Origin of the sequence: Yoonia sp. (assembly GCF_017854415.1) — a bacterium.
Lineage (GTDB): Bacteria > Pseudomonadota > Alphaproteobacteria > Rhodobacterales > Rhodobacteraceae > Yoonia.
Map to the genome: position 1 here is coordinate 4,261 of NZ_JAFMHR010000019.1, position 18,051 is coordinate 22,311.

At 54.6% G+C, this 18,051-nt stretch carries 20 protein-coding genes; 15 read left to right on the top strand and 5 right to left on the bottom strand.

Translation table 11 applies throughout. The annotated features are described in order from the left end of the window. Positions 1-1,431 (top strand): hypothetical protein (locus QZ197_RS03855; RefSeq protein ID WP_296430243.1); only part of this gene is annotated, 1,431 nt, incomplete at its 5' end. A 47-nt stretch (positions 1,432-1,478) separates the two neighbouring features. Here QZ197_RS03855 and QZ197_RS03860 read toward each other — a convergent pair. Next, positions 1,479-1,712 (bottom strand): DUF2842 domain-containing protein, encoded by a 234-nt coding sequence (locus QZ197_RS03860; protein ID WP_272146300.1) that lies wholly within the window; start codon positions 1,710-1,712, stop codon positions 1,479-1,481. 6 nt (positions 1,713-1,718) lie between these two features. Beyond that, positions 1,719-3,014: an adenylosuccinate synthase gene (locus tag QZ197_RS03865; protein WP_272146302.1), complete on the bottom strand. Its 1,296-nt coding sequence runs from the start codon at positions 3,012-3,014 to the stop codon at positions 1,719-1,721. 133 nt (positions 3,015-3,147) lie between these two features. On the opposite strand from QZ197_RS03865, the gene QZ197_RS03870 reads away from it, so the two are divergent. The 3 genes from QZ197_RS03870 (at position 3,148) to QZ197_RS03880 (ending at position 5,783) form a co-directional block, all read left to right on the top strand. Next, entirely contained in the window at positions 3,148-3,543 is a 396-nt protein-coding gene (locus QZ197_RS03870; protein WP_272146304.1) for a DUF6524 family protein, read from the top strand. A gap of 89 nt (positions 3,544-3,632) precedes the next feature. Next, complete coding sequence (gene secG / locus QZ197_RS03875; protein WP_272146306.1) at positions 3,633-3,980, top strand: preprotein translocase subunit SecG; 348 nt, start codon at positions 3,633-3,635, stop codon at positions 3,978-3,980. A gap of 159 nt (positions 3,981-4,139) precedes the next feature. After that, entirely contained in the window at positions 4,140-5,783 is a 1,644-nt protein-coding gene (locus tag QZ197_RS03880; protein WP_296430250.1) for a CTP synthase, read from the top strand. Positions 5,784-5,786: 3 nt separating this feature from the next. Here the strand turns inward: QZ197_RS03880 and QZ197_RS03885 are convergent, their stop codons facing one another. After that, entirely contained in the window at positions 5,787-6,542 is a 756-nt protein-coding gene (locus QZ197_RS03885) for a MipA/OmpV family protein (RefSeq protein ID WP_296430253.1), read from the bottom strand. A 118-nt stretch (positions 6,543-6,660) separates the two neighbouring features. On the opposite strand from QZ197_RS03885, the gene rlmJ reads away from it, so the two are divergent. The 11 genes from rlmJ to QZ197_RS03940 all read left to right on the top strand — a co-directional run bounded on the left by rlmJ (position 6,661) and on the right by QZ197_RS03940 (position 16,787). After that, a complete protein-coding gene (rlmJ, locus tag QZ197_RS03890; RefSeq protein WP_296430254.1) occupies positions 6,661-7,452 on the top strand; it encodes a 23S rRNA (adenine(2030)-N(6))-methyltransferase RlmJ in 792 nt (263 codons plus the stop codon). 5 nt (positions 7,453-7,457) lie between these two features. Then, complete coding sequence (locus tag QZ197_RS03895) at positions 7,458-7,895, top strand: TerB family tellurite resistance protein (protein WP_296430256.1); 438 nt, start codon at positions 7,458-7,460, stop codon at positions 7,893-7,895. 14 nt (positions 7,896-7,909) lie between these two features. Then, positions 7,910-8,650 (top strand): PhnD/SsuA/transferrin family substrate-binding protein, encoded by a 741-nt coding sequence (locus QZ197_RS03900; protein WP_296430258.1) that lies wholly within the window; start codon positions 7,910-7,912, stop codon positions 8,648-8,650. Positions 8,651-8,733: 83 nt separating this feature from the next. After that, complete coding sequence (locus QZ197_RS03905) at positions 8,734-9,507, top strand: amino acid ABC transporter ATP-binding protein (RefSeq protein ID WP_296430261.1); 774 nt, start codon at positions 8,734-8,736, stop codon at positions 9,505-9,507. Positions 9,508-9,531: 24 nt separating this feature from the next. Further along, positions 9,532-10,257 (top strand): transporter substrate-binding domain-containing protein, encoded by a 726-nt coding sequence (locus QZ197_RS03910; RefSeq protein ID WP_296430263.1) that lies wholly within the window; start codon positions 9,532-9,534, stop codon positions 10,255-10,257. 98 nt (positions 10,258-10,355) lie between these two features. Beyond that, positions 10,356-11,240, top strand: a complete 885-nt coding sequence (locus tag QZ197_RS03915; protein ID WP_296430294.1) for an ABC transporter permease subunit — start codon at positions 10,356-10,358, stop codon at positions 11,238-11,240. Next, positions 11,237-12,043: an ABC transporter permease subunit gene (locus tag QZ197_RS03920; RefSeq protein WP_296430265.1), complete on the top strand. Its 807-nt coding sequence runs from the start codon at positions 11,237-11,239 to the stop codon at positions 12,041-12,043. The genes QZ197_RS03915 and QZ197_RS03920 overlap by 4 nt, the downstream gene beginning before the upstream one ends. Next, on the top strand, positions 12,040-13,371 hold the full coding sequence (locus QZ197_RS03925) for a glutamine synthetase family protein (protein WP_296430267.1): 1,332 nt from the start codon (positions 12,040-12,042) through the stop codon (positions 13,369-13,371). Before QZ197_RS03920 ends, QZ197_RS03925 begins: the two co-directional genes overlap by 4 nt. 75 nt (positions 13,372-13,446) lie before the next feature. Next, entirely contained in the window at positions 13,447-14,130 is a 684-nt protein-coding gene (locus QZ197_RS03930) for a type 1 glutamine amidotransferase (RefSeq protein ID WP_296430269.1), read from the top strand. Beyond that, positions 14,127-15,479 carry a glutamine synthetase family protein gene (locus QZ197_RS03935; RefSeq protein WP_296430271.1) on the top strand — a complete coding sequence of 451 codons (1,353 nt, stop codon included), beginning with the start codon at positions 14,127-14,129 and terminating at the stop codon, positions 15,477-15,479. The genes QZ197_RS03930 and QZ197_RS03935 overlap by 4 nt, the downstream gene beginning before the upstream one ends. Positions 15,480-15,482: 3 nt before the next feature. Continuing rightward, positions 15,483-16,787, top strand: a complete 1,305-nt coding sequence (locus tag QZ197_RS03940; RefSeq protein WP_296430273.1) for an FAD-binding oxidoreductase — start codon at positions 15,483-15,485, stop codon at positions 16,785-16,787. A gap of 11 nt (positions 16,788-16,798) precedes the next feature. Here QZ197_RS03940 and phaR read toward each other — a convergent pair whose 3' ends face one another. Together phaR and QZ197_RS03950 are read right to left on the bottom strand one after the other, a co-directional pair. Then, positions 16,799-17,338 carry a polyhydroxyalkanoate synthesis repressor PhaR gene (gene phaR / locus QZ197_RS03945; RefSeq protein ID WP_296430274.1) on the bottom strand — a complete coding sequence of 180 codons (540 nt, stop codon included), beginning with the start codon at positions 17,336-17,338 and terminating at the stop codon, positions 16,799-16,801. A gap of 150 nt (positions 17,339-17,488) precedes the next feature. Beyond that, positions 17,489-17,935 (bottom strand): Phasin, encoded by a 447-nt coding sequence (locus tag QZ197_RS03950; RefSeq protein ID WP_296430276.1) that lies wholly within the window; start codon positions 17,933-17,935, stop codon positions 17,489-17,491. Between the last annotated feature and the right edge of the window lie 116 nt (positions 17,936-18,051).

Below are 18,051 nucleotides of genomic sequence, written 5' to 3' on the forward strand. Positions count from 1 at the left end.
TTCATGGACACAACCGCAGACGCGGATGATACCGATGGAACTGATACTGAAGACGATGCCGGCACTGACGACTTTGCAGTCGCGGCAGTCGCCACCATGGATGCACCAACGCTTGACGAAGGCGAAACCAGTGCAGCCGATCGATTGCAGCGTATCCGCGCAGTCGTAGGCCGTGGTGCGCCGCCAGCGCGTGATGATACATATGCCGAAGACCTGACCGAAGACGATGTGAAAGAAACGCCAAAGGCAGTGAACCCACTGGCGCAGCGGCTTGCTGAATTGGCCAAACGCAACTCTGAACTGATGGATGCCGACGCGCAGCTTGAACCTCCGGCGACCGCTGCTAGCGAACCTTTAGCGCTTGGTGAAGAAGAACTGATCATCGACGAACCAGACGACGCGTTTGAAACTATCGTGGAAGACAAAATCGCGACAAAGGATATCGTTGAAGATGACGGCGTCGAGGATGATATCGCTGAAGATGATGGCGTTGAAGAAAAAATGGCGCAAGACACCGATGCCGAAGATGCGGACGACGCACAATACAGCGATGTAGACGCGGCAAACGACGTTGCTGCAGAAAACGTCGCACCTCTGCGTCCAGAGCGTATCGAACAGCCACTGCTTTTGACGACACGCCATCAGCCGATCACAGATGCGGACGAAGAAGATGAAGACGAAGACTTTGACCTGCATGAAGAAGTTGCGAAAATCGAACGCGAAATCGCGGCCCGCCCAGGAAATGAGCTAGCCCGTCACGGACTGCCGCGCACTGTCGAAGACGCGATGAGCCGCATTTTGATGAAGACCGACGTGCAACTTGACTTGCAAGAAACCCGCGACGGGCGCGATGCAATTGCGCAGCTTAAGGCAGCGGTTGCTGCGACAGAGGCGGCCCGCCAAATGGGCGACTCAGGCGCAAAATCACGTGATGTAAGTGCGATGTTCCGCGACGATCTTGGCGCGCTTGAAGGTACCGGAAGCACTGACGGGACGGCGCTTCCGCCGCTTAAGCTGGTCGAGCCAGTCAATGAAGCACCACAAAGCAGCTTGCGCGAAGTCGCCCCGCTAACGGAAGCAGCCGCACGTTTGCGCGAAATTGCCGAAACCACCAAAGCCAAATCGAACGAAGCCACAGCCCAGACATTTGCTGATTTTGCACGCCAGCAGGGTGCCAAAGACCTTGTCGATAAGCTGGAGGCGGCGGGTGCTTATCTGGCGTTTGTCGAAGGCGAAGATGATTTTTCACGCCCGCAAGTAATGAAAGTCGTGCAATCCGCGACAGACGATGAAGTGACGCGTGAAGACGGGTTGCGGTCGTTTGGACGCTTGTTGCGCCAGTCACGGATCATCAAACTAAACAATGGCCGCTTTCAAATTGCTGAAAACACGCGGTTCAAGCCAAGCGGCAATCAAGCGGCACGCTACTAAGCGCAGCCCAGAAGAATGAAAAAAGGCGGGGACATTCCCCGCCTTTTCTACGTCTGATTATTCTCGTCTGGATCGACCTGTCCGATCCCTTTGAACACCCATTTGAGCGGAAATGCCCATCCAATCCCCAGCAATACATAGATGAAAAACTCGATCGGCATCGGAAAGCGCACTTCGGCATTCATCATCCGGCTCATCACTGTTGCGGCCACGATCATATAGATCGGCAGCCCTACCACGAGGATAAAAAGTGCGAGCCGTTTGCGTGCTTTATAAGTCATTTCACCTCAATCTACGAAGGGATCAGTCACCAAAATGGTGTCTTCTCTTTCCGGTGAGGTGGAAACTAGCGCGACGGGGCAATCGATCAACTCTTCGATGCGACGCACATATTTGATCGCCTGAGCAGGCAATTCAGCCCAAGAACGCGCACCTTCAGTTGATTCAGACCATCCATCAATCTCTTCATAGATCGGTTTGCAGCGGGCTTGTTGATCGGCAGCGGTTGGCAGGTAATCAAGTGTTTTGCCGTCGAGGTCGTACCCCACACAAATTTTCAGTTTCTCGAACCCGTCCAACACGTCGAGTTTAGTCAGTGAGATACCAGTTACACCCGATGTCGCGCAGGTTTGCCGAACCAATGCTGCATCAAACCAACCACAGCGCCGCTTGCGCCCGGTGACAGTTCCGAATTCATGCCCACGCGTGCCAAGGCGGTTGCCGTCGTCATCGTCCAACTCGGTCGGGAACGGGCCTTCGCCAACGCGCGTTGTGTACGCTTTCACGATTCCAAGCACATAATCGATGGCATTTGGGCCAAGGCCCACACCAGTTGCGGCCTGCCCCGCGATCACATTGGAAGATGTCACGAACGGATAGGTGCCGAAATCGATATCCAGCAATGCACCCTGTGCGCCTTCAAACAAAATCCGCTTACCGGCTTTGCGCTTTTCGTTGAGCACTTTCCAAACAGGCGCCGCATAGGGCAGAATTTCTGCTGCAATATCCTTGAGCTGTGCCACCAGCGCATCACGGTCAACTGGTTCAATACCCAAGCCGCGGCGCAGCGGATCGTGGTGCTGCAAAGCACGGTCAACGCGCGCTTCTAATGTCGCCGAATCCGCCAAATCGGCCACACGTACAGACCGGCGACCGACCTTATCTTCATAGGCAGGCCCGATACCGCGACCGGTCGTGCCGATCTTGGTGCCTTTGCTGGACGCTTCTTCACGGGCGCGGTCCAATTCGCCGTGGATCGGCAGAATCAGCGGTGTATTTTCTGCAATCATGAGCGTCTCTGGCGTGATCTCAACGCCTTGTTTACGGATCGAGGCGATCTCTTTGACCAGATGCCAGGGGTCCAGCACAACACCGTTGCCAATGACCGAAAGCTTGCCACCGCGCACCACACCCGAAGGCAGCGCGTTCAGCTTAAAGACCTCGCCATCAATGACCAGCGTATGGCCAGCATTGTGACCACCTTGAAAGCGCGCGATCACATCAGCACGTTCTGAAAGCCAATCAACGATCTTGCCTTTGCCTTCATCGCCCCACTGGGCACCGACGACCACAACGTTTGCCATAAGATTCTATTCCTCAAAGATTGCGTGCCCCCTATATCGACGCGCTGCCGCTTGGGAAACCGCAAAATGCCTGACTGGACACGAAGGGTGCGACCAAGCATTGTGCCAACACCACAAAGAAGTGAGGCATATCATGGGTTTCGTCATACGTTGGGTCTTTGCATTCGTGCTGCTGGCGGCAACTTATAATCCGACAGAGTGGAATTATGTACGCTGGAGCATGGCAAATGCGGACACTAACCTGTCCATGGCCGTGTTACTGGGGCTGATCCTGGGGGTCGGCTACATCATTTATTTGCGCGCGACACTTCGGTCGATCGGAATCTTCGGGATGGTCCTTATTTTGGCGGTTGTGGGCACGTTGTTATGGGTCTTGTTTGATCAGGGCTTCATCAGTCTGGACAACCCAACTGTGAACACATGGATCGGAATCGTGGCCCTTTCGATCGTTTTGGCTGTCGGACTTTCATGGTCAATCGTACGCCGCCGCCTGACAGGACAGACCGATGTAGACGATATCGATGAATAACCCGACCTCTAAAGGGGTTTGGGGGGTTGCGGGATGGCGTTGCAGCTTTTAGATACCGCGTGTTCGCGAACGCCCCGAAAGGCCCCTTAATGGAAAATGTCGTCCTCATTGTTCATCTGATTTTAGCACTTAGCTTGATCGGTACTGTGCTTTTGCAGCGCTCTGAGGGTGGCGGTCTTGGCATGGGCGGCGGCGGCGGTGCCTCGGGCAGCCGCCCAGCACCAACCGCGATGAGCAAGTTTACTTGGATTCTCGCGGTCGCGTTCATCTGCACGTCGATTGCGCTGACATTGATTTCAGCAAGCAATTCAGCAGGATCATCCGTCGCTGACCGCTTTAATCCATCCGCAGCCGAAGGTGTCGAAGTGCCTGATCTGGGTGACAGTTTGCTGCCCCCGTCATCGGCTGATGCGCCACTGGTCCCCGCGGGCGAGTAAACACAAGGGGTTGCAGTGCGGACACGCATTGCAACATGATCTTGGGTCAAAGCTTGCCAATCGGGTGCGAATCCGGTAATGCTCAAACCCCGTGATGATGCGAATTTTCGGGTTCGTTCTTCCACCTATTTTGTACGTCTTCACGGGAGTTCTCTACCAATGGCACGCTATATTTTCATCACCGGCGGTGTTGTCTCCTCGCTTGGCAAAGGCCTTGCCTCTGCGGCTTTGGGTGCCTTGTTGCAAGCGCGTGGTTATTCCGTGCGCCTGCGCAAACTTGATCCCTACCTAAACGTTGATCCCGGTACGATGTCGCCGTTCGAACATGGCGAGGTTTTTGTGACCGATGATGGTGCCGAAACGGACCTCGACCTTGGCCACTATGAACGCTTCACGGGCGTGCCTGCCCGCAAGACAGATTCGGTCAGTTCCGGTCGTATTTATTCGAATGTCTTAGAGAAAGAGCGCCGCGGCGATTATTTAGGCAAGACCATTCAGGTGGTTCCCCACGTCACCAATGAAATCAAAGAATTCTTGGCGATTGGCGAAGACGAAGTTGATTTCATGCTCTGTGAGATCGGCGGCACAGTTGGCGACATCGAGGGCCTGCCTTTCTTTGAGGCGATCCGCCAGTTTGCCCATGACAAACCACGCGGCCAATGCATCTTCATGCACCTGACGTTGTTGCCGTATCTGGCAGCCTCGGGCGAGTTGAAGACCAAGCCAACACAGCACTCGGTCAAAGAACTGCAGTCCATTGGTATTGCGCCGGATATTCTTGTTTGCCGGTCCGAACACCCGATCCCCGAAAAAGAACGCGAGAAAATTGCGCTGTTCTGCAACGTACGCAAGCAATTCGTTGTTGCGGCCTATGACCTTAAATCCATCTACGAGGCACCGCTCGCCTATCATGATCAAGGGTTGGATCAGGCCGTACTGGACGCCTTTGGTATTTCGCCCGCTCCTGCCCCAAAACTGGACATGTGGCACGACGTTTATGACCGCATCCACAACCCAGAAGGCCATGTGAAGATTGCGATCGTCGGCAAATACACCCAGCTTGAAGACGCCTATAAATCTATCGCAGAAGCATTGACCCACGGTGGCATGGCTAACCGTGTGAAGGTCAAGATCGAATGGGTCGATGCGGAGCTTTTTGATAGCAAAGACGCCGCGCCATTCCTGCAAGGTTTCCATGCGATTCTTGTGCCAGGTGGATTTGGCGAACGCGGCACCGAGGGCAAAATCAAAGCGGCCCAATTCGCGCGCGAAAAACAAATTCCCTATCTTGGCATCTGCCTTGGCATGCAAATGGCGGTGATCGAGGCTGCACGCAATGTTGCAGGCATGGACAAGGCCGGTTCCGAAGAATTCGACCACGAAGCAGGCGGCAAACGTTTCGAGCCTGTCGTCTACCACCTCAAAGAATGGGTGCAGGGCAATCATATGGTCGCGCGTAAGACCGACGACGACAAAGGCGGCACGATGCGTCTTGGCGCATATGACGCGACGCTGGTTGAAGGCTCCAAGGTTGCGCAGATCTACGGCGGTACGACAATCGAAGAACGCCACCGTCACCGCTATGAGGTTGATACCAAATACCGTGATGTGCTTGAAAAAGTAGGTCTGCAGTTCTCCGGCATGTCGCCTGATGGCAAGCTGCCAGAGATCGTAGAATGGAAAGATCACCCATGGTTTATCGGCGTGCAGTTCCACCCCGAACTGAAGTCAAAGCCATTCGCCCCGCACCCGCTGTTTGCGGACTTTGTGCGGGCGGCAGTTGAAACCTCGCGGCTGGTCTAAGTCTTAAAAGTTAAATGTGATTTTACGGGTCAGTACGATTTGCGTGCTGATCTGTTCATCTGATTCACTGATCGGGCTGTCAGCGGCATCGCCACGCAGCTTGTCATATGTGATCGTGCCGACAACTTGCCAGTTATCACTGACCTCATAAACAGCTTCAAGCTCTGCGCCGGCGCTGATCATACCGCTACCTGCTTCGAATGCATCGCCAAAAACCGTACTTGCGAGAGCTTCGTCAGCGCTTATCCCGAAATAAGTGTTGGCATAGTCTTCATCGCCCCAAAGAACGCGTGGGCCTGCAGAAAGACGAATGTTGTCTGTGGGGCGGTAAATCAGATCACCGCCAACTTCTGAAACAAAAGATTTGTGACCGACCGCGCCATAACGCAAACTTGCAAACAATTCGTACGAAGGGGCCGCATATTTGACGCGCCCACCCAGCTCCAGCGACGGATCGATCGTCGCCAAGCCTGCGAGTTCTTCAAAATCATCCGCGTCGCGTCCTGTGATATAGCGCACGGACGGGCCAAATCCGAGGCCCGTTGCCTGACCAGGCTCACGCGATATCGGGCCGATTTTCACGGTGTCGATCGCGAACTTGAAACCCACGCCCGCATCTTGATCAGCATCGCCAAAATATCCCGGCTCTAGATCAGGACCAAGCCCCAGCCAAAAAGAGACCTCGTTCTGCGCGTCTTGTGCCGCAGCGAAAACGGGTGCTGTGATCAGGGCGGTTGCTGTCAAAATGCGCAAAAACATGTAAGGACCTTTCTGTTTCTTACCCCTGAGATAGCACAGCACATCTTTCAAGCAAGCCCGCAATAGACAGCATGGCTGCACTGCGCTAAGCCGCACCATCACACCGTAGGGATAAATCATGCTTTCATATCAACACATCTACCATGCCGGAAATCTGGCAGATGTGCACAAACACAGCATGCTGGCTTGGGTGCTGGACTACATGACCCGCAAGGACAAACCCCTGTCCTATATGGAAACGCACGCCGGACGCGGGCTTTATAATTTGACCGATGAGGCCGCGATCAAAACCGGCGAGGCGGCCCAAGGGATTGCACGCGCCGCTGACTGGTTTGCCGCCGATCATCCTTATTCAAAGGTGCTTGCTCGCATCCATACCAAACATGGTGCAAACGCCTATCCCGGCTCGCCTGCAGTTGCCGCCGAAAGCATCCGCCCGATGGACAACATGTATCTGGCGGAATTGCATCCGCAGGAATTTACAGCGCTCAAGGAAAACATGTCGCCTTATGGCGGCGTGTTCAAACAGATGGACGGTTGGGAATTGGCGTTGTCGATGTGCCCGCCTGAACCGCGTCGGGGCATGCTATTAATTGACCCGTCGTTCGAGATCAAAACCGACTACGAGACAATTCCAAAGACGATCAGCCAAATCCACCGCAAGTGGGGCGTTGGTGTCATCATGCTTTGGTACCCCATTTTGGCTGATGGCCCACACAAGCCGATGGTGCGCGCCTTGCAATCAGCCTTGCCAGAGGCCGTGACCCACGAAGTCGCTTTTCCACCTGCCCGCGCGGGTCACCGCATGGTTGGATCGGGTCTTTTTGTCGTAAATGCGCCCTATGGTTTCGAAGAAGAGGCCACGCGGCTTTCTGCCCTCTTTCACACCAAGCTTCGCCGGACTATATAAAAACGATGTTTAGTGATCTGATCCGGCGCATGACCGCCCCCGAACCGCAAACCCTTCCTGATCCTGATGCCAGATTGGCGCTCGGGGCTATCCTTGTGCGACTTGCGCGAACTGACGGTGACTATTCCACCGATGAAGTTGCACAAATCGACCAACTGCTGATGCGCCGCTATGACTTGCCACAATCAGAGGCCGCAGCCCTACGTGCGCAATGCGAAACCCTTGAGGCCGAAGCCCCAGATACCGTCCGCTTTACCCGGGCAATCAAAGAAGCTGTGTCCTATGAGGACCGTGTTAGTGTGATCGAGGCGATGTGGGCAGTTGTTCTAGCCGACGGCATCCGCGACGACGAAGAAGACAGCATGATGCGCATGACCGTGTCTTTGCTGGGCGTCACCGACCAAGACAGCCACCGTGCGAGACTAAAAGTCAGCGCTGGATGATTGCCAGTCTGCCGATGTATGCGCGTGCGTCGAATAAGGCGGCGCATGATACCCTTTGGGGATTGATCAGGGATGCACTGCGCGGACAAGGTCTTGCCGCACCGGACGGGCTTGATCATGATATCGGGCACATGGACAGCTGGGCGCATTCAGATTTGGTGCTCGGTCAAATTTGCAACTTGCCTTTGCGGGCCGCATTCATGGACAAAGTGACAATAATTGGCGCAGCTGACTACGGTCTCAACGGGTGTCCTCCGGGGCATTACCGCAGCCACTTTGTTGTCCACAACGACTGCCCCGCAAATGACCCTGCTGACATGTTTGACGCGCGTTTTGTTTGCAACGAACCCCTGTCCCAATCAGGCTATGGCGCGGCGCAGCTTTGGGCACAGACGCAAGGCAGACAATTCAAGCTAAGTGCGGCCACCGGCAGCCACAATGCAAGCATTGCAGCCGTCGCGTCAGGCACGGCGGACATCGCGGCAATCGATGCACAAACGTGGCGGATCGAATCTGGTGAAAACCCGCACACGCAGAATCTGAGAATGATCGGGCATACTGCGCCTTCCCCGGGAATGACATTTATCACCCGCAAGGGGCAGAATCCGCAGCCATATTTTGCGGCAATTGCCGCGGCGATCAGTCAACTACACCCGCAAGTGGCATCAGTGCTGGGCTTGAATACAATCATAGCGTTAGACCCCATTGCCTATGACTTACCGTTCCCTCCAAAACCGACCGCAATCCTCGCTTAACGTGAGGTCGCAACAGGCGCAGATGTTGCCAAGGGCCCCAAAATAGGCCCTACTGCACCGACAGTGAAAGAAAAGTGGTCATAGTGACAAACCCCGCCCCGGTAATCGAAATCCGCAACTTGCACAAAGCCTATGGTGATCTTGAGGTCCTCAAGGGCGTTGATATCGTGGCGCCTGCCGGCCATGTTGTATCTTTGATCGGGTCGTCCGGGTCTGGCAAATCAACACTTTTGCGATGCGCCAACCTGTTAGAAGACAGCCAGCAAGGCGATGTTATTTTCTGCGGTGAACCAGTGCTCTGGAAGGGCAGCGGTTTGAACCGACGCCCCGGCGATCACGCACAAATGATTCGCATCCGGACGAACCTGTCGATGGTGTTCCAGCAGTTCAATTTGTGGGCACACATGACAATCTTACAAAACGTGATGGAAGCACCTCTCACGGTCCTCAAGCGTGACCGCGCAGAAGTCGAAGCATCGGCGCGCAAATATCTCGACAAAGTCGGCATCGGCGATAAATGCGATGTCTATCCCGCCCAGCTATCTGGCGGACAACAACAACGGGCCGCTATCGCGCGCGCCCTCTGCATGGAGCCCAAAGCACTGCTGTTTGACGAACCAACCAGCGCTTTGGACCCCGAACTTGAACAAGAAGTCGTCAAGGTCATAAAAGATCTCGCCTCTGAAGGACGAACAATGATTATTGTGACCCACGACATGCGTCTGGCCGCTGATGTCAGCGACCACGTCGTATTCTTGCATCAAGGGAAGATCGAAGAAGAAGGCGCACCCGCCGACATCTTCGCTCATCCCAAAACCGACCGATTGCGGGGCTTTTTATCTGCAACGGTTAACTAATTTCATCATATCGGGAGAATAAAGATGAAAAACCTTATCCTTACAACGGCCGCACTCGCCGTCGCAGGAAGCTTTGCAATGGCTGACGGTCACGCCGTCGTCCGGCTTGGCACCGAAGGCGCATATGCACCTTACAACTTTATTAACGACGCTGGCGAAGTAGACGGATTCGAGCGTGAATTAGGCGACGAGCTTTGCTTGCGCGCTGAACTGACCTGCGAATGGGTCACCAACGAGTGGGACAGCATTATTCCCAACCTCGTATCCGGAAACTACGACGCGATCATCGCAGGCATGTCGATCACCGACGAGCGCAAAGAAGTTATCGACTTCTCCGAGGCGTACACACAGCCAGATCCATCCGCGTTCCTTGCGATGGGCGATGTGGACCTGACCACCGCAGTAATCGCGGCACAGTCCAGCACAATCCAAGCCAGCTATGTGACCGGCATCGTCGGTGCCACTTTGCTTGAGTTCGCGTCACCAGACGAAACAATCGCAGCTGTCAAAGCCGGCGAAGCTGATGCAGTTCTCGCTGACAAAGCATTCCTTGAGCCAATCGCAATGTCCGACGCCGAAATGTCCTTTGTTGGCGATGATGTGTTGATCGGTGGCGGTATCGGCCTTGGTGTGCGACAGTCCGATACAGAACTGCGCGACAAGTTCACGGCAGCCATCCAGTCGATGAAAGCTGACGGCACATTGAACGAATTGATCGTCAATTGGCTCCCAGGTTCGGCTACATTCTAAGCTATTGCTTGCGCCTCGACTTTGCAGTCGGGGCGCAACACACCTTCATCATCTTGCCCTTTAAACTCAGATTCCGCCCTAACCCCTAGGCACCCCACATTTTTAGTTATTGCACCGATCCTGCCACCCTTGAAGGGCTCCAATGGCTTAGCTGCTACCTGACAACAGGCAAGCACATGTCGATGTATTGGGCCTTTGGAACAGTTTTGTTGCTGCTTGCAATCACGGCCCCAACTGCCCTTGCCTTCGGGTTTGCTGGCGCGTCTGCAGCCCGCAGCGGCATCGCCCCGCTACGCTGGATCGGCAAAACCTACATATCCGTTGTTCGTGGCATTCCCGATATTGCATTCTTTCTGTTCTTCGTCATCGCCCTTGATCAAGGGTTCGAATACATCCGCCACCGCATCAAGTGTCCTGACTGGTCTGATGCAGTGCGCCAAGGCAACGATTTTGTCGTCTGTACCGCTGCCAAACTTCCTTTGGGAAATTCCCCACAATGGGTGCATGAAACCTATGGCTTTATGCTGGCGGTTCTGACATTTGCGATCGTTTTCGGGGCTTTTGCAGCCAACGTTCTATTTGGCGCGATGCGGGCAGTGCCCAAAGGTCAGCTTGAAACGGCCGAAGCTTACGGGATGAACCGTCGCCAGACCTTCTGGCGCGTGCTTGTGCCCCAAATGTGGGTCTTTGCTTTACCGGGCTTGTCGAACCTCTGGATGGTGCTGATCAAAGCCACGCCTTTGTTGTTCCTTTTAGGTGTTGAAGACATCGTCTATTGGGCGCGTGAATTGGGCGGGGCCAAGCAACCGCAGTTCACCGAATATCCCCATCCAGATTGGCGGATATGGTATTTCGGCGCATTGCTGATCTTTTACCTGTGCTTCACCAAAGTATCCGAAGTGGTGCTAGACCGTATCATGGCGCGTCTAACCCACGGCCAAGCCACATCTGCGGGCGAAGCGCAGCGAAAGGCCGCGACATGAGTTGTTGGGAAACCATCGCTGACTACGCGTTGCGCAGCCAAGGCATCGGCGAACGGCTGTTGCCGCGCAGCGATTTCACGCTGTGCCAGCAATTCACCCTGATCGGCTCCGGTATGATCTGGAACATCTACTTTGGCGTCGTGGCCCTTTGTGCGGGGTTCTTTTTGGCAACTGCGGTCGCGTTGGGCAAAGCGGCGCAGACCATTTGGCTGCGCAAACCAGCCGAATGGTTCATCTTCATCTTTCGCGGCTCGCCGCTATTTATCCAATTCTTCTTTGCATATTTCTTGTTTCTGAGCCTCAAAGGCGCCTACCCGTTCTTTAGCCCGCTGACATCTGCATGGGCTGGCGCGTTGGTCGTGCTGTTCTTGAACACCGCAGCCTACACAGGCGAGATTTTCTACGGCGCGCTGCAGTCCATCCCCAAGGGCGACACCGAAGCTGCAGATGCATACGGTCTATCAGGCTGGGCGCGGTTTCGCCGCGTGATCTGGCCCACAATGCTGCGCCTTGCGTGGCCTGCCTACACAAACGAAGCGATCTTTTTATTCCACGCGACAACGCTCGTTTTCTTCTCTGGCTTTCCGGCAACACAGCAACGCGGCGACGCGCTTTACTATGCGAATTACTTTGCCGATAAAACATTCAACCCCTTTGTGCCCTACCCCATTCTTGCAGGTTATTTCATCCTGCTCACGCTGATCGTTATTGGTATCTTTGGGTTTATCAATAATCGCTTGAACCGCCATTTACCCCAAGAAAGGCGCAAGGCAATTAAGATAAGGCCGCAGATAATCCGATGAGTTGGCTTGATGATCACCCAGAAATTCGCAACCTGCGCTGTGGTGCTGCCGACCTGAATGGCCAAGCGCGTGGCAAACGTGTTCCCCGCCGTTTTGCTGAAAAGCTGGAAAAAGACGGGACCCGCTTTCCGTTGTCTGTCCTGAACCTTGATATTTGGGGCGAAGATATTGACGACAGCCCGCTGGTTTTTGAAACAGGCGATGCTGATGGCCTGCTGTTGCCAACCGAACGTGGCTACGTGCCAATGCCATGGCTACGTTCACCTTCTGCTATTTTGCCGCTTTGGGCCTTTCACGAAGACGGCACGCCTTTCAAGGGTGATCCGCGCCATGCGCTTGCGCGTGTCCTTGACCGCTACACAGCACTTGGCCTGACGCCAGTCGCCGCCACCGAAATGGAGTTTTATCTGGTGGACGACAGCGGCAAAGAAATCCGCCAGCCAAAATCCCCAATATCCGGCAAGCGGCGCGCAGGTGCGGAAATCCTATCCTTGCGCGCCCTTGATGCTTTCGACGAGTTCTTTAACGAGCTTTACGAGGCTTGCGATGCGATGAATATCCCTGCTGAAGCCGCGATTTCCGAAGGCGGTGTCGGCCAATTCGAGGTGAACCTCGAACACGTCCCGGACGCGCTAAAGGCCGCAGATGATGCTTGGCTGTTCAAGATGCTGGTGCGCGGGTTGGCCCGTAACCACGGCATGGCTGCCAGTTTCATGGCCAAGCCATACGAAGATCACGCGGGCAATGGTCTACACACGCATTTTTCGGTCATTGATGCAGACGGCAACAATGTTTTTGCAAATGGCACCCACGAAGGCACGCCGATGCTTCATAATGCGATTGCGGGCTGCCTTGCTGGTATCCCCGACCTTGCGCTGATCTTTGCACCACACGGCAATAGCTATGAACGGCTTGTCCCCGGCGCACATGCCCCAACCAGCATCTGTTGGGCCTATGACAACCGCACCGCAACCATTCGCGTCCCAGGTGGCAGCTTTGCAGCAAGGCGTATTGAACACAGGTTGGCGGGCGGCGATGTGAACCCGTATCTGTTCCTAGCAGCGGTTTTGGGATCCGCTTTGATCGGAATCGAGGACAAGCTGACGCCACCCGCTCCGATCAAGGGCAATTCGTATGAACAAAAGCTGCCGCAAGTGCCCGGCACTTGGGGTGATGCGATCGATGCATTTGAACACAGCACATTGGCGAAACGCATTTTTGACCCGCAACTGATTGAGAACTTGGTCCGCACCAAACGCCAAGAGATGTTCCACTTTGCCGCAATGACGGCGGAAGAGCAGCTCGATTTCTACCTTGATCTTGTTTAACCAAAGCCCCCCCTAGCAAGTTGGATTAAGAGCCTCTAGCTTTGGTTTAACAAACATCCAACGAGAGTCTTAGCCATGAAAATCGGCATCCTGCAGACCGGCCACGCCCCAGACGAATTGTTGCCGACCACTGGCGACGTGTACACGTATTTTGAACGCATGCTGGACGGCAATGGTTTCACATTTACCACTTATAGCGTCGTCGACATGGTATTTCCGACATCGATCACCGAATGTGACGGTTGGATCATCACAGGTTCCAAACATGGGGCCTACGAGGACATCGATTTTATTGCCCCGCTTGAGGGATTGATCCGCGATATTTATGCTGCTGACATCCCGCTCGTTGGCATTTGCTTTGGACATCAAATCATCGCGAAAGCCTTGGGCGGCAAGGTCGAGAAATTCAGCGGCGGCTGGGCTGTAGGCCACACAGACTATGATTGGGACGGTGAAACCGTGGCGTTAAACGCTTGGCACCAAGATCAGGTGACTGAACGTCCGGCGGACGCCACCGTTTATGCCGGAAATGCCTTTTGTGAAAATGCAGCGCTCGTTTATGGCAATCGCATTTTCACGATACAACCACATCCCGAATACGGGGCCGCCTTCATCAACGGCCTGCTGGACTATCGCGGCAAAGGCGTGGTTCCTGAACACCAAATGGACGAAGCCCGCGCCAACCTTAGTAAACCAGATGATAGCCCGCGCGTTGCTACACAAATCGCGCGCTTCTTTAAAGAACGGAAAATCGCATGAGTTGGACCAAGAGCATACCAGAGGCCGCACAGGTTTATCTGGAACAAAATCGTCTCGACGAAGTCGAATGTGTCATCGGTGACTTGCCCGGCATTGCACGCGGAAAAACTGTTCCCGCAGGCAAATGGGAAAAACAGGCACATTTTCATCTTCCTAATTCGATCTTCTTCCAAACCATTACGGGCGACTGGGGCGAAGCTGCAGGGCCGGACGGGTTTCTTGAACCTGACATGATTCTAAAGCCAGACCTATCAACGGCGACCGCTGCACCTTGGGCCAAGGATGGCACATTGCAGGTGATCCACGACGCCTTTGATCAAAAGGGCAAGCCTGTCGCGTTTTCGCCGCGCAATGTTCTGCGCCGCGTTGTCGCCCTTTATGAAGCAGAAGGCTGGACCCCGATTGTCGCCCCCGAGATGGAATTCTACCTTGTCGCGCGCAACATTGATCCGGCCAAGTCGATTGAACCGATGATGGGCCGCACCGGTCGGCCGGCAGCGGGACGCCAAGCGTATTCCATGTCTGCTGTTGACGACTACGGTCCTGTGATCGACGACATCTATGAGTTTGCCGAAGTCCAAGGGTTCGAGATCGACGGCATCGCCCAAGAAGGTGGCGCTGGCCAACTCGAGATTAACTTGCGCCATGGCGACCCAATTAAGTTGGCAGACGAAGTGTTCTTTTTCAAACGTCTGATCCGCGAGGCCGCGCTGCGGCATGATTGCTTTGCGACATTCATGGCGAAACCCATCGCTGGTGAACCCGGATCGGCCATGCACATCCACCATTCGGTCATCGACGCAAAAGGCCGCAATATCTTTACCGGACCGGGTGGCGGGGAAACCGATGCGTTCTTCCACTTTATCGGTGGCTTGCAAGAATACATGCCAAGTGCAATCGCTGTGATCGCACCATATGTGAACAGCTACCGTCGCTATGTCGAAGGTGAAGCTGCACCTGTGAACCTTGAATGGGGCCGCGATAACCGCACAACCGGCATTCGCATTCCGATCTCTGATCCGGCTGCACGTCGCGTTGAAAACCGCCTGCCCGGCATGGATTGCAATCCTTATCTGTGCATCGCCGCATCGCTTGCATGCGGGTATTTGGGGATGAAAAACGAAATCCGCCCTGATAAACGCTGGCGCGGCGAGGCATCAGATTCCGAAGCCGAAATCGCAAGCTCGCTTGCAGATGCGCTTGACTTGTTCGACGAAGCGAAAGAACTGCATGACGTGCTAGGCCCTGATTTTGCGCGCGTCTATTCCATCGTCAAACGCGCCGAACACACCGAGTTCTTGCAAGTCATTAGCCCATGGGAGCGCGAGCACCTGTTGTTGAACGTCTAAACAATGAACCCGCTTTACCGCAATGATCGCCAAGGCGTTTTGCCCGACAGTTGGTACGTGGCATCAACGGATATTCCAGCTGACCGCCCGACATTGCAAGGCGAAGTCACGGCAGACGTCTGTATCGTCGGCGCAGGGTTCACTGGGCTGTCAGCAGCGCGACACCTTGCGTCCAAAGGACTTGATGTAGTTGTTGTGGATGCGCACCGCGTCGGCTTTGGCGCATCGGGGCGCAACGGCGGTCAGGTTTGCAGCGGCTATAATGTACCCATGCGCAAGCTTGCAGAAACATATGGGGCGGATCATGCACGGCGACTTTGGGACCTTGCAGAAGAAGCCAAGGACGACCTGCGCGGACTTTGCCAAACGGCAATCCCGGAAGCACAATACAAACCTGGCATTGCAGAAGCCGCCGCAAAACCCGGTGAAGTCGACGGGATGCACCGCGACGTGGAGTTCTTGCAACAGGCCTACGGGCACGACACTGTCCACACTCTTGACCGCGCAGGGATCAACGATCTGATCAAAACAGACAGCTATTTTGGCGGGCATCTGGACCTTGGAGCAGGCCATATTCACCCGCTTCGCTATGCGTTCGGGTTGGCACACTTGGCGGAAAAAACAGGTGCGCGCATCTATGAACGCAGCGAAGTGCATCATATCGCGCACGGGGCCACCGCAGTTTTGTGCACAAGCCAAGGGCGGATCAAAGCCCAGCATGTGATCCTTGCGGGGAACGGATACTTGCCAAATATCGAACGGAAAGTGTCGGCAAAGATATTGCCGGTCAACAGCTTTATCGCAGCAACTGAACCGCTAGGCGAGCTTGCGGCTGAAATATTGTCACAAGATATTGCCGTCAGTGACAGCAAATTCGTCCTGAACTACTATCGCCTTTCCGAGGACAAGCGCCTGCTGTTTGGTGGGCGGCCAAGCTATCAAATCGCCTTCCCGACGGATATCAGCACGACACTGCGGCAACGTATGACACGGATGTTTCCGCAACTGGGCGATGTGAGGGTTGACTATGCGTGGGGCGGGACACTTGGGATCACGGCGAACAAGCTGCCTGCCATTCAGCAGGTCGCACCGAATGTGATCTCTGCCTCTGGCTTTTCTGGGCACGGTGTCGCGCTGACGGGGCTCGCGGGCAAAGTTCTAGCCGAAGCCGTCGCAGGTCAGGCGGGCAGGTTCGATACTTTGGCCGATCTGAAAACACCGAATTTCCCCGGTGGTGTCGCCATGCGTGCCCCAATACTAAGGCTCGCAATGACATGGTATGCGATGCGCGACCGCCTAGGCGTTTAGGTGTCTAGGCGTTACTTGCCCATCTTTGATAGTTTTTCCTGCAAGGCGGCAAGCTGGTTTTTGATCTCGCCCAAATCGTCACCTGCTTGAGTCTTTTCTTCGCCAGCAGCAGGAATAATTCCACTGGTCATCGCCTTGAAAAACGCGGCTTGCTGGGCGCGCATTGCATCAAAGCCAGGCATCGCGGTCATCGGGTTGGCTTTGCCCATGTTTTCGAGCGCCTTAGACTGCCCATCGCGTAGCATCTCAAAACTGGCTTGCAGGAATTCAGGGACAACAGAGGCGGCCTGACTGGTATAGCTGCGCACCAGATCGGTCAGCACATCAACAGGCAACACACTTTCGCCGCGGCTTTCGTGTTCGGCGATAATTTGCAACAGATATTGGCGGGTTAGATCATCACCGGATTTGAGGTCCACAATCTGCACTTCGCGGCCTTCGCGGATAAAAAGTGCGATATCCTCGAGCGTCACATAGTCGCTTGTCTCTGTGTTATAAAGACGGCGGCTCGCGTAGCGCTTGATCAGCAGCGGTTTGTTGGTGTCGGCCACGGGCGTCCCTTTCACGGATGTTGCGGTGCAGAGAAGCCTATGCTGCGTCTGCGCAAAAAGAAAGCCTTAGTCGCAAACAAAAGACGGCCCGCGCTAACGGACCGTCTTTGAAAACTTACCCTCAGGGAGGCAAGGGTGTTTTAAAATCGCTTACTTAGCAGTTGCTTTTTTCGCAGCTGCAGTTACTTCGTTCGTTGCTTTTTTCGCAGCAGCAGTCATGTCCTCGGACATGTCTTTGCCTGCAGCCATAACCATTTCCATAGTCTGGGTCTGAACCATTTTCGCGATTTCAGCGAAAGCAGCCATGTGCTCTGCAGCGGACTCGGCAGATGTAGATGCGAAGTCTGTCATAGCTTTTGCATAGTCAGCTGGCTCTGTTTTTGCAGAGGTCATCGCTTCCATCTTGGCGATGGTGTCTTTTGTCCACTTTGCGGACAGCTCGGCAGATTTGCCAGCAGCGTCAAGTGCGACTGTGGACAGTTTTTCGGCCATAGCGGTCTGGCTCTTGAACTGCTCTTCCATTGCTTTGGTGTCTACAGGGAAAGCGCCTGTCATGTCTTTGAAGATCGCTGTGAAGTCTTGTGCATTGTTAGCCATTGTAGAAGCCTTTCTGTTTGGGTCAGCGCGGATCCGAATCCGCTGTTTTGTTCTGACACCAATATGCATGCTGCAGTGCAGCATTTCAAGTTTTTTCTGCAGTGCAGCATAAAATA

Excerpts from the sequence above, each read along its gene's own strand:
- QZ197_RS03910 (WP_296430263.1), top strand. The coding sequence starts at position 9,532 with ATGAAAAACCTTATCCTTACAACGGCCGCACTCGCCGTCGCAGGAAGC.
- rlmJ (WP_296430254.1), top strand. The coding sequence starts at position 6,661 with ATGCTTTCATATCAACACATCTACCATGCCGGAAATCTGGCAGATGTG.
- QZ197_RS03950 (WP_296430276.1), bottom strand. The coding sequence starts at position 17,935 with ATGGCTAACAATGCACAAGACTTCACAGCGATCTTCAAAGACATGACA.
- secG (WP_272146306.1), top strand. The coding sequence starts at position 3,633 with ATGGAAAATGTCGTCCTCATTGTTCATCTGATTTTAGCACTTAGCTTG.
- QZ197_RS03865 (WP_272146302.1), bottom strand. The coding sequence starts at position 3,014 with ATGGCAAACGTTGTGGTCGTCGGTGCCCAGTGGGGCGATGAAGGCAAA.
- QZ197_RS03885 (WP_296430253.1), bottom strand. The coding sequence starts at position 6,542 with ATGTTTTTGCGCATTTTGACAGCAACCGCCCTGATCACAGCACCCGTT.
- QZ197_RS03925 (WP_296430267.1), top strand. The coding sequence starts at position 12,040 with ATGAGTTGGCTTGATGATCACCCAGAAATTCGCAACCTGCGCTGTGGT.
- QZ197_RS03870 (WP_272146304.1), top strand. The coding sequence starts at position 3,148 with ATGGGTTTCGTCATACGTTGGGTCTTTGCATTCGTGCTGCTGGCGGCA.
- QZ197_RS03900 (WP_296430258.1), top strand. The coding sequence starts at position 7,910 with ATGTATGCGCGTGCGTCGAATAAGGCGGCGCATGATACCCTTTGGGGA.
- QZ197_RS03860 (WP_272146300.1), bottom strand. The coding sequence starts at position 1,712 with ATGACTTATAAAGCACGCAAACGGCTCGCACTTTTTATCCTCGTGGTA.
- QZ197_RS03940 (WP_296430273.1), top strand. The coding sequence starts at position 15,483 with ATGAACCCGCTTTACCGCAATGATCGCCAAGGCGTTTTGCCCGACAGT.
- QZ197_RS03895 (WP_296430256.1), top strand. The coding sequence starts at position 7,458 with ATGTTTAGTGATCTGATCCGGCGCATGACCGCCCCCGAACCGCAAACC.
- QZ197_RS03880 (WP_296430250.1), top strand. The coding sequence starts at position 4,140 with ATGGCACGCTATATTTTCATCACCGGCGGTGTTGTCTCCTCGCTTGGC.
- QZ197_RS03930 (WP_296430269.1), top strand. The coding sequence starts at position 13,447 with ATGAAAATCGGCATCCTGCAGACCGGCCACGCCCCAGACGAATTGTTG.
- QZ197_RS03920 (WP_296430265.1), top strand. The coding sequence starts at position 11,237 with ATGAGTTGTTGGGAAACCATCGCTGACTACGCGTTGCGCAGCCAAGGC.
- QZ197_RS03935 (WP_296430271.1), top strand. The coding sequence starts at position 14,127 with ATGAGTTGGACCAAGAGCATACCAGAGGCCGCACAGGTTTATCTGGAA.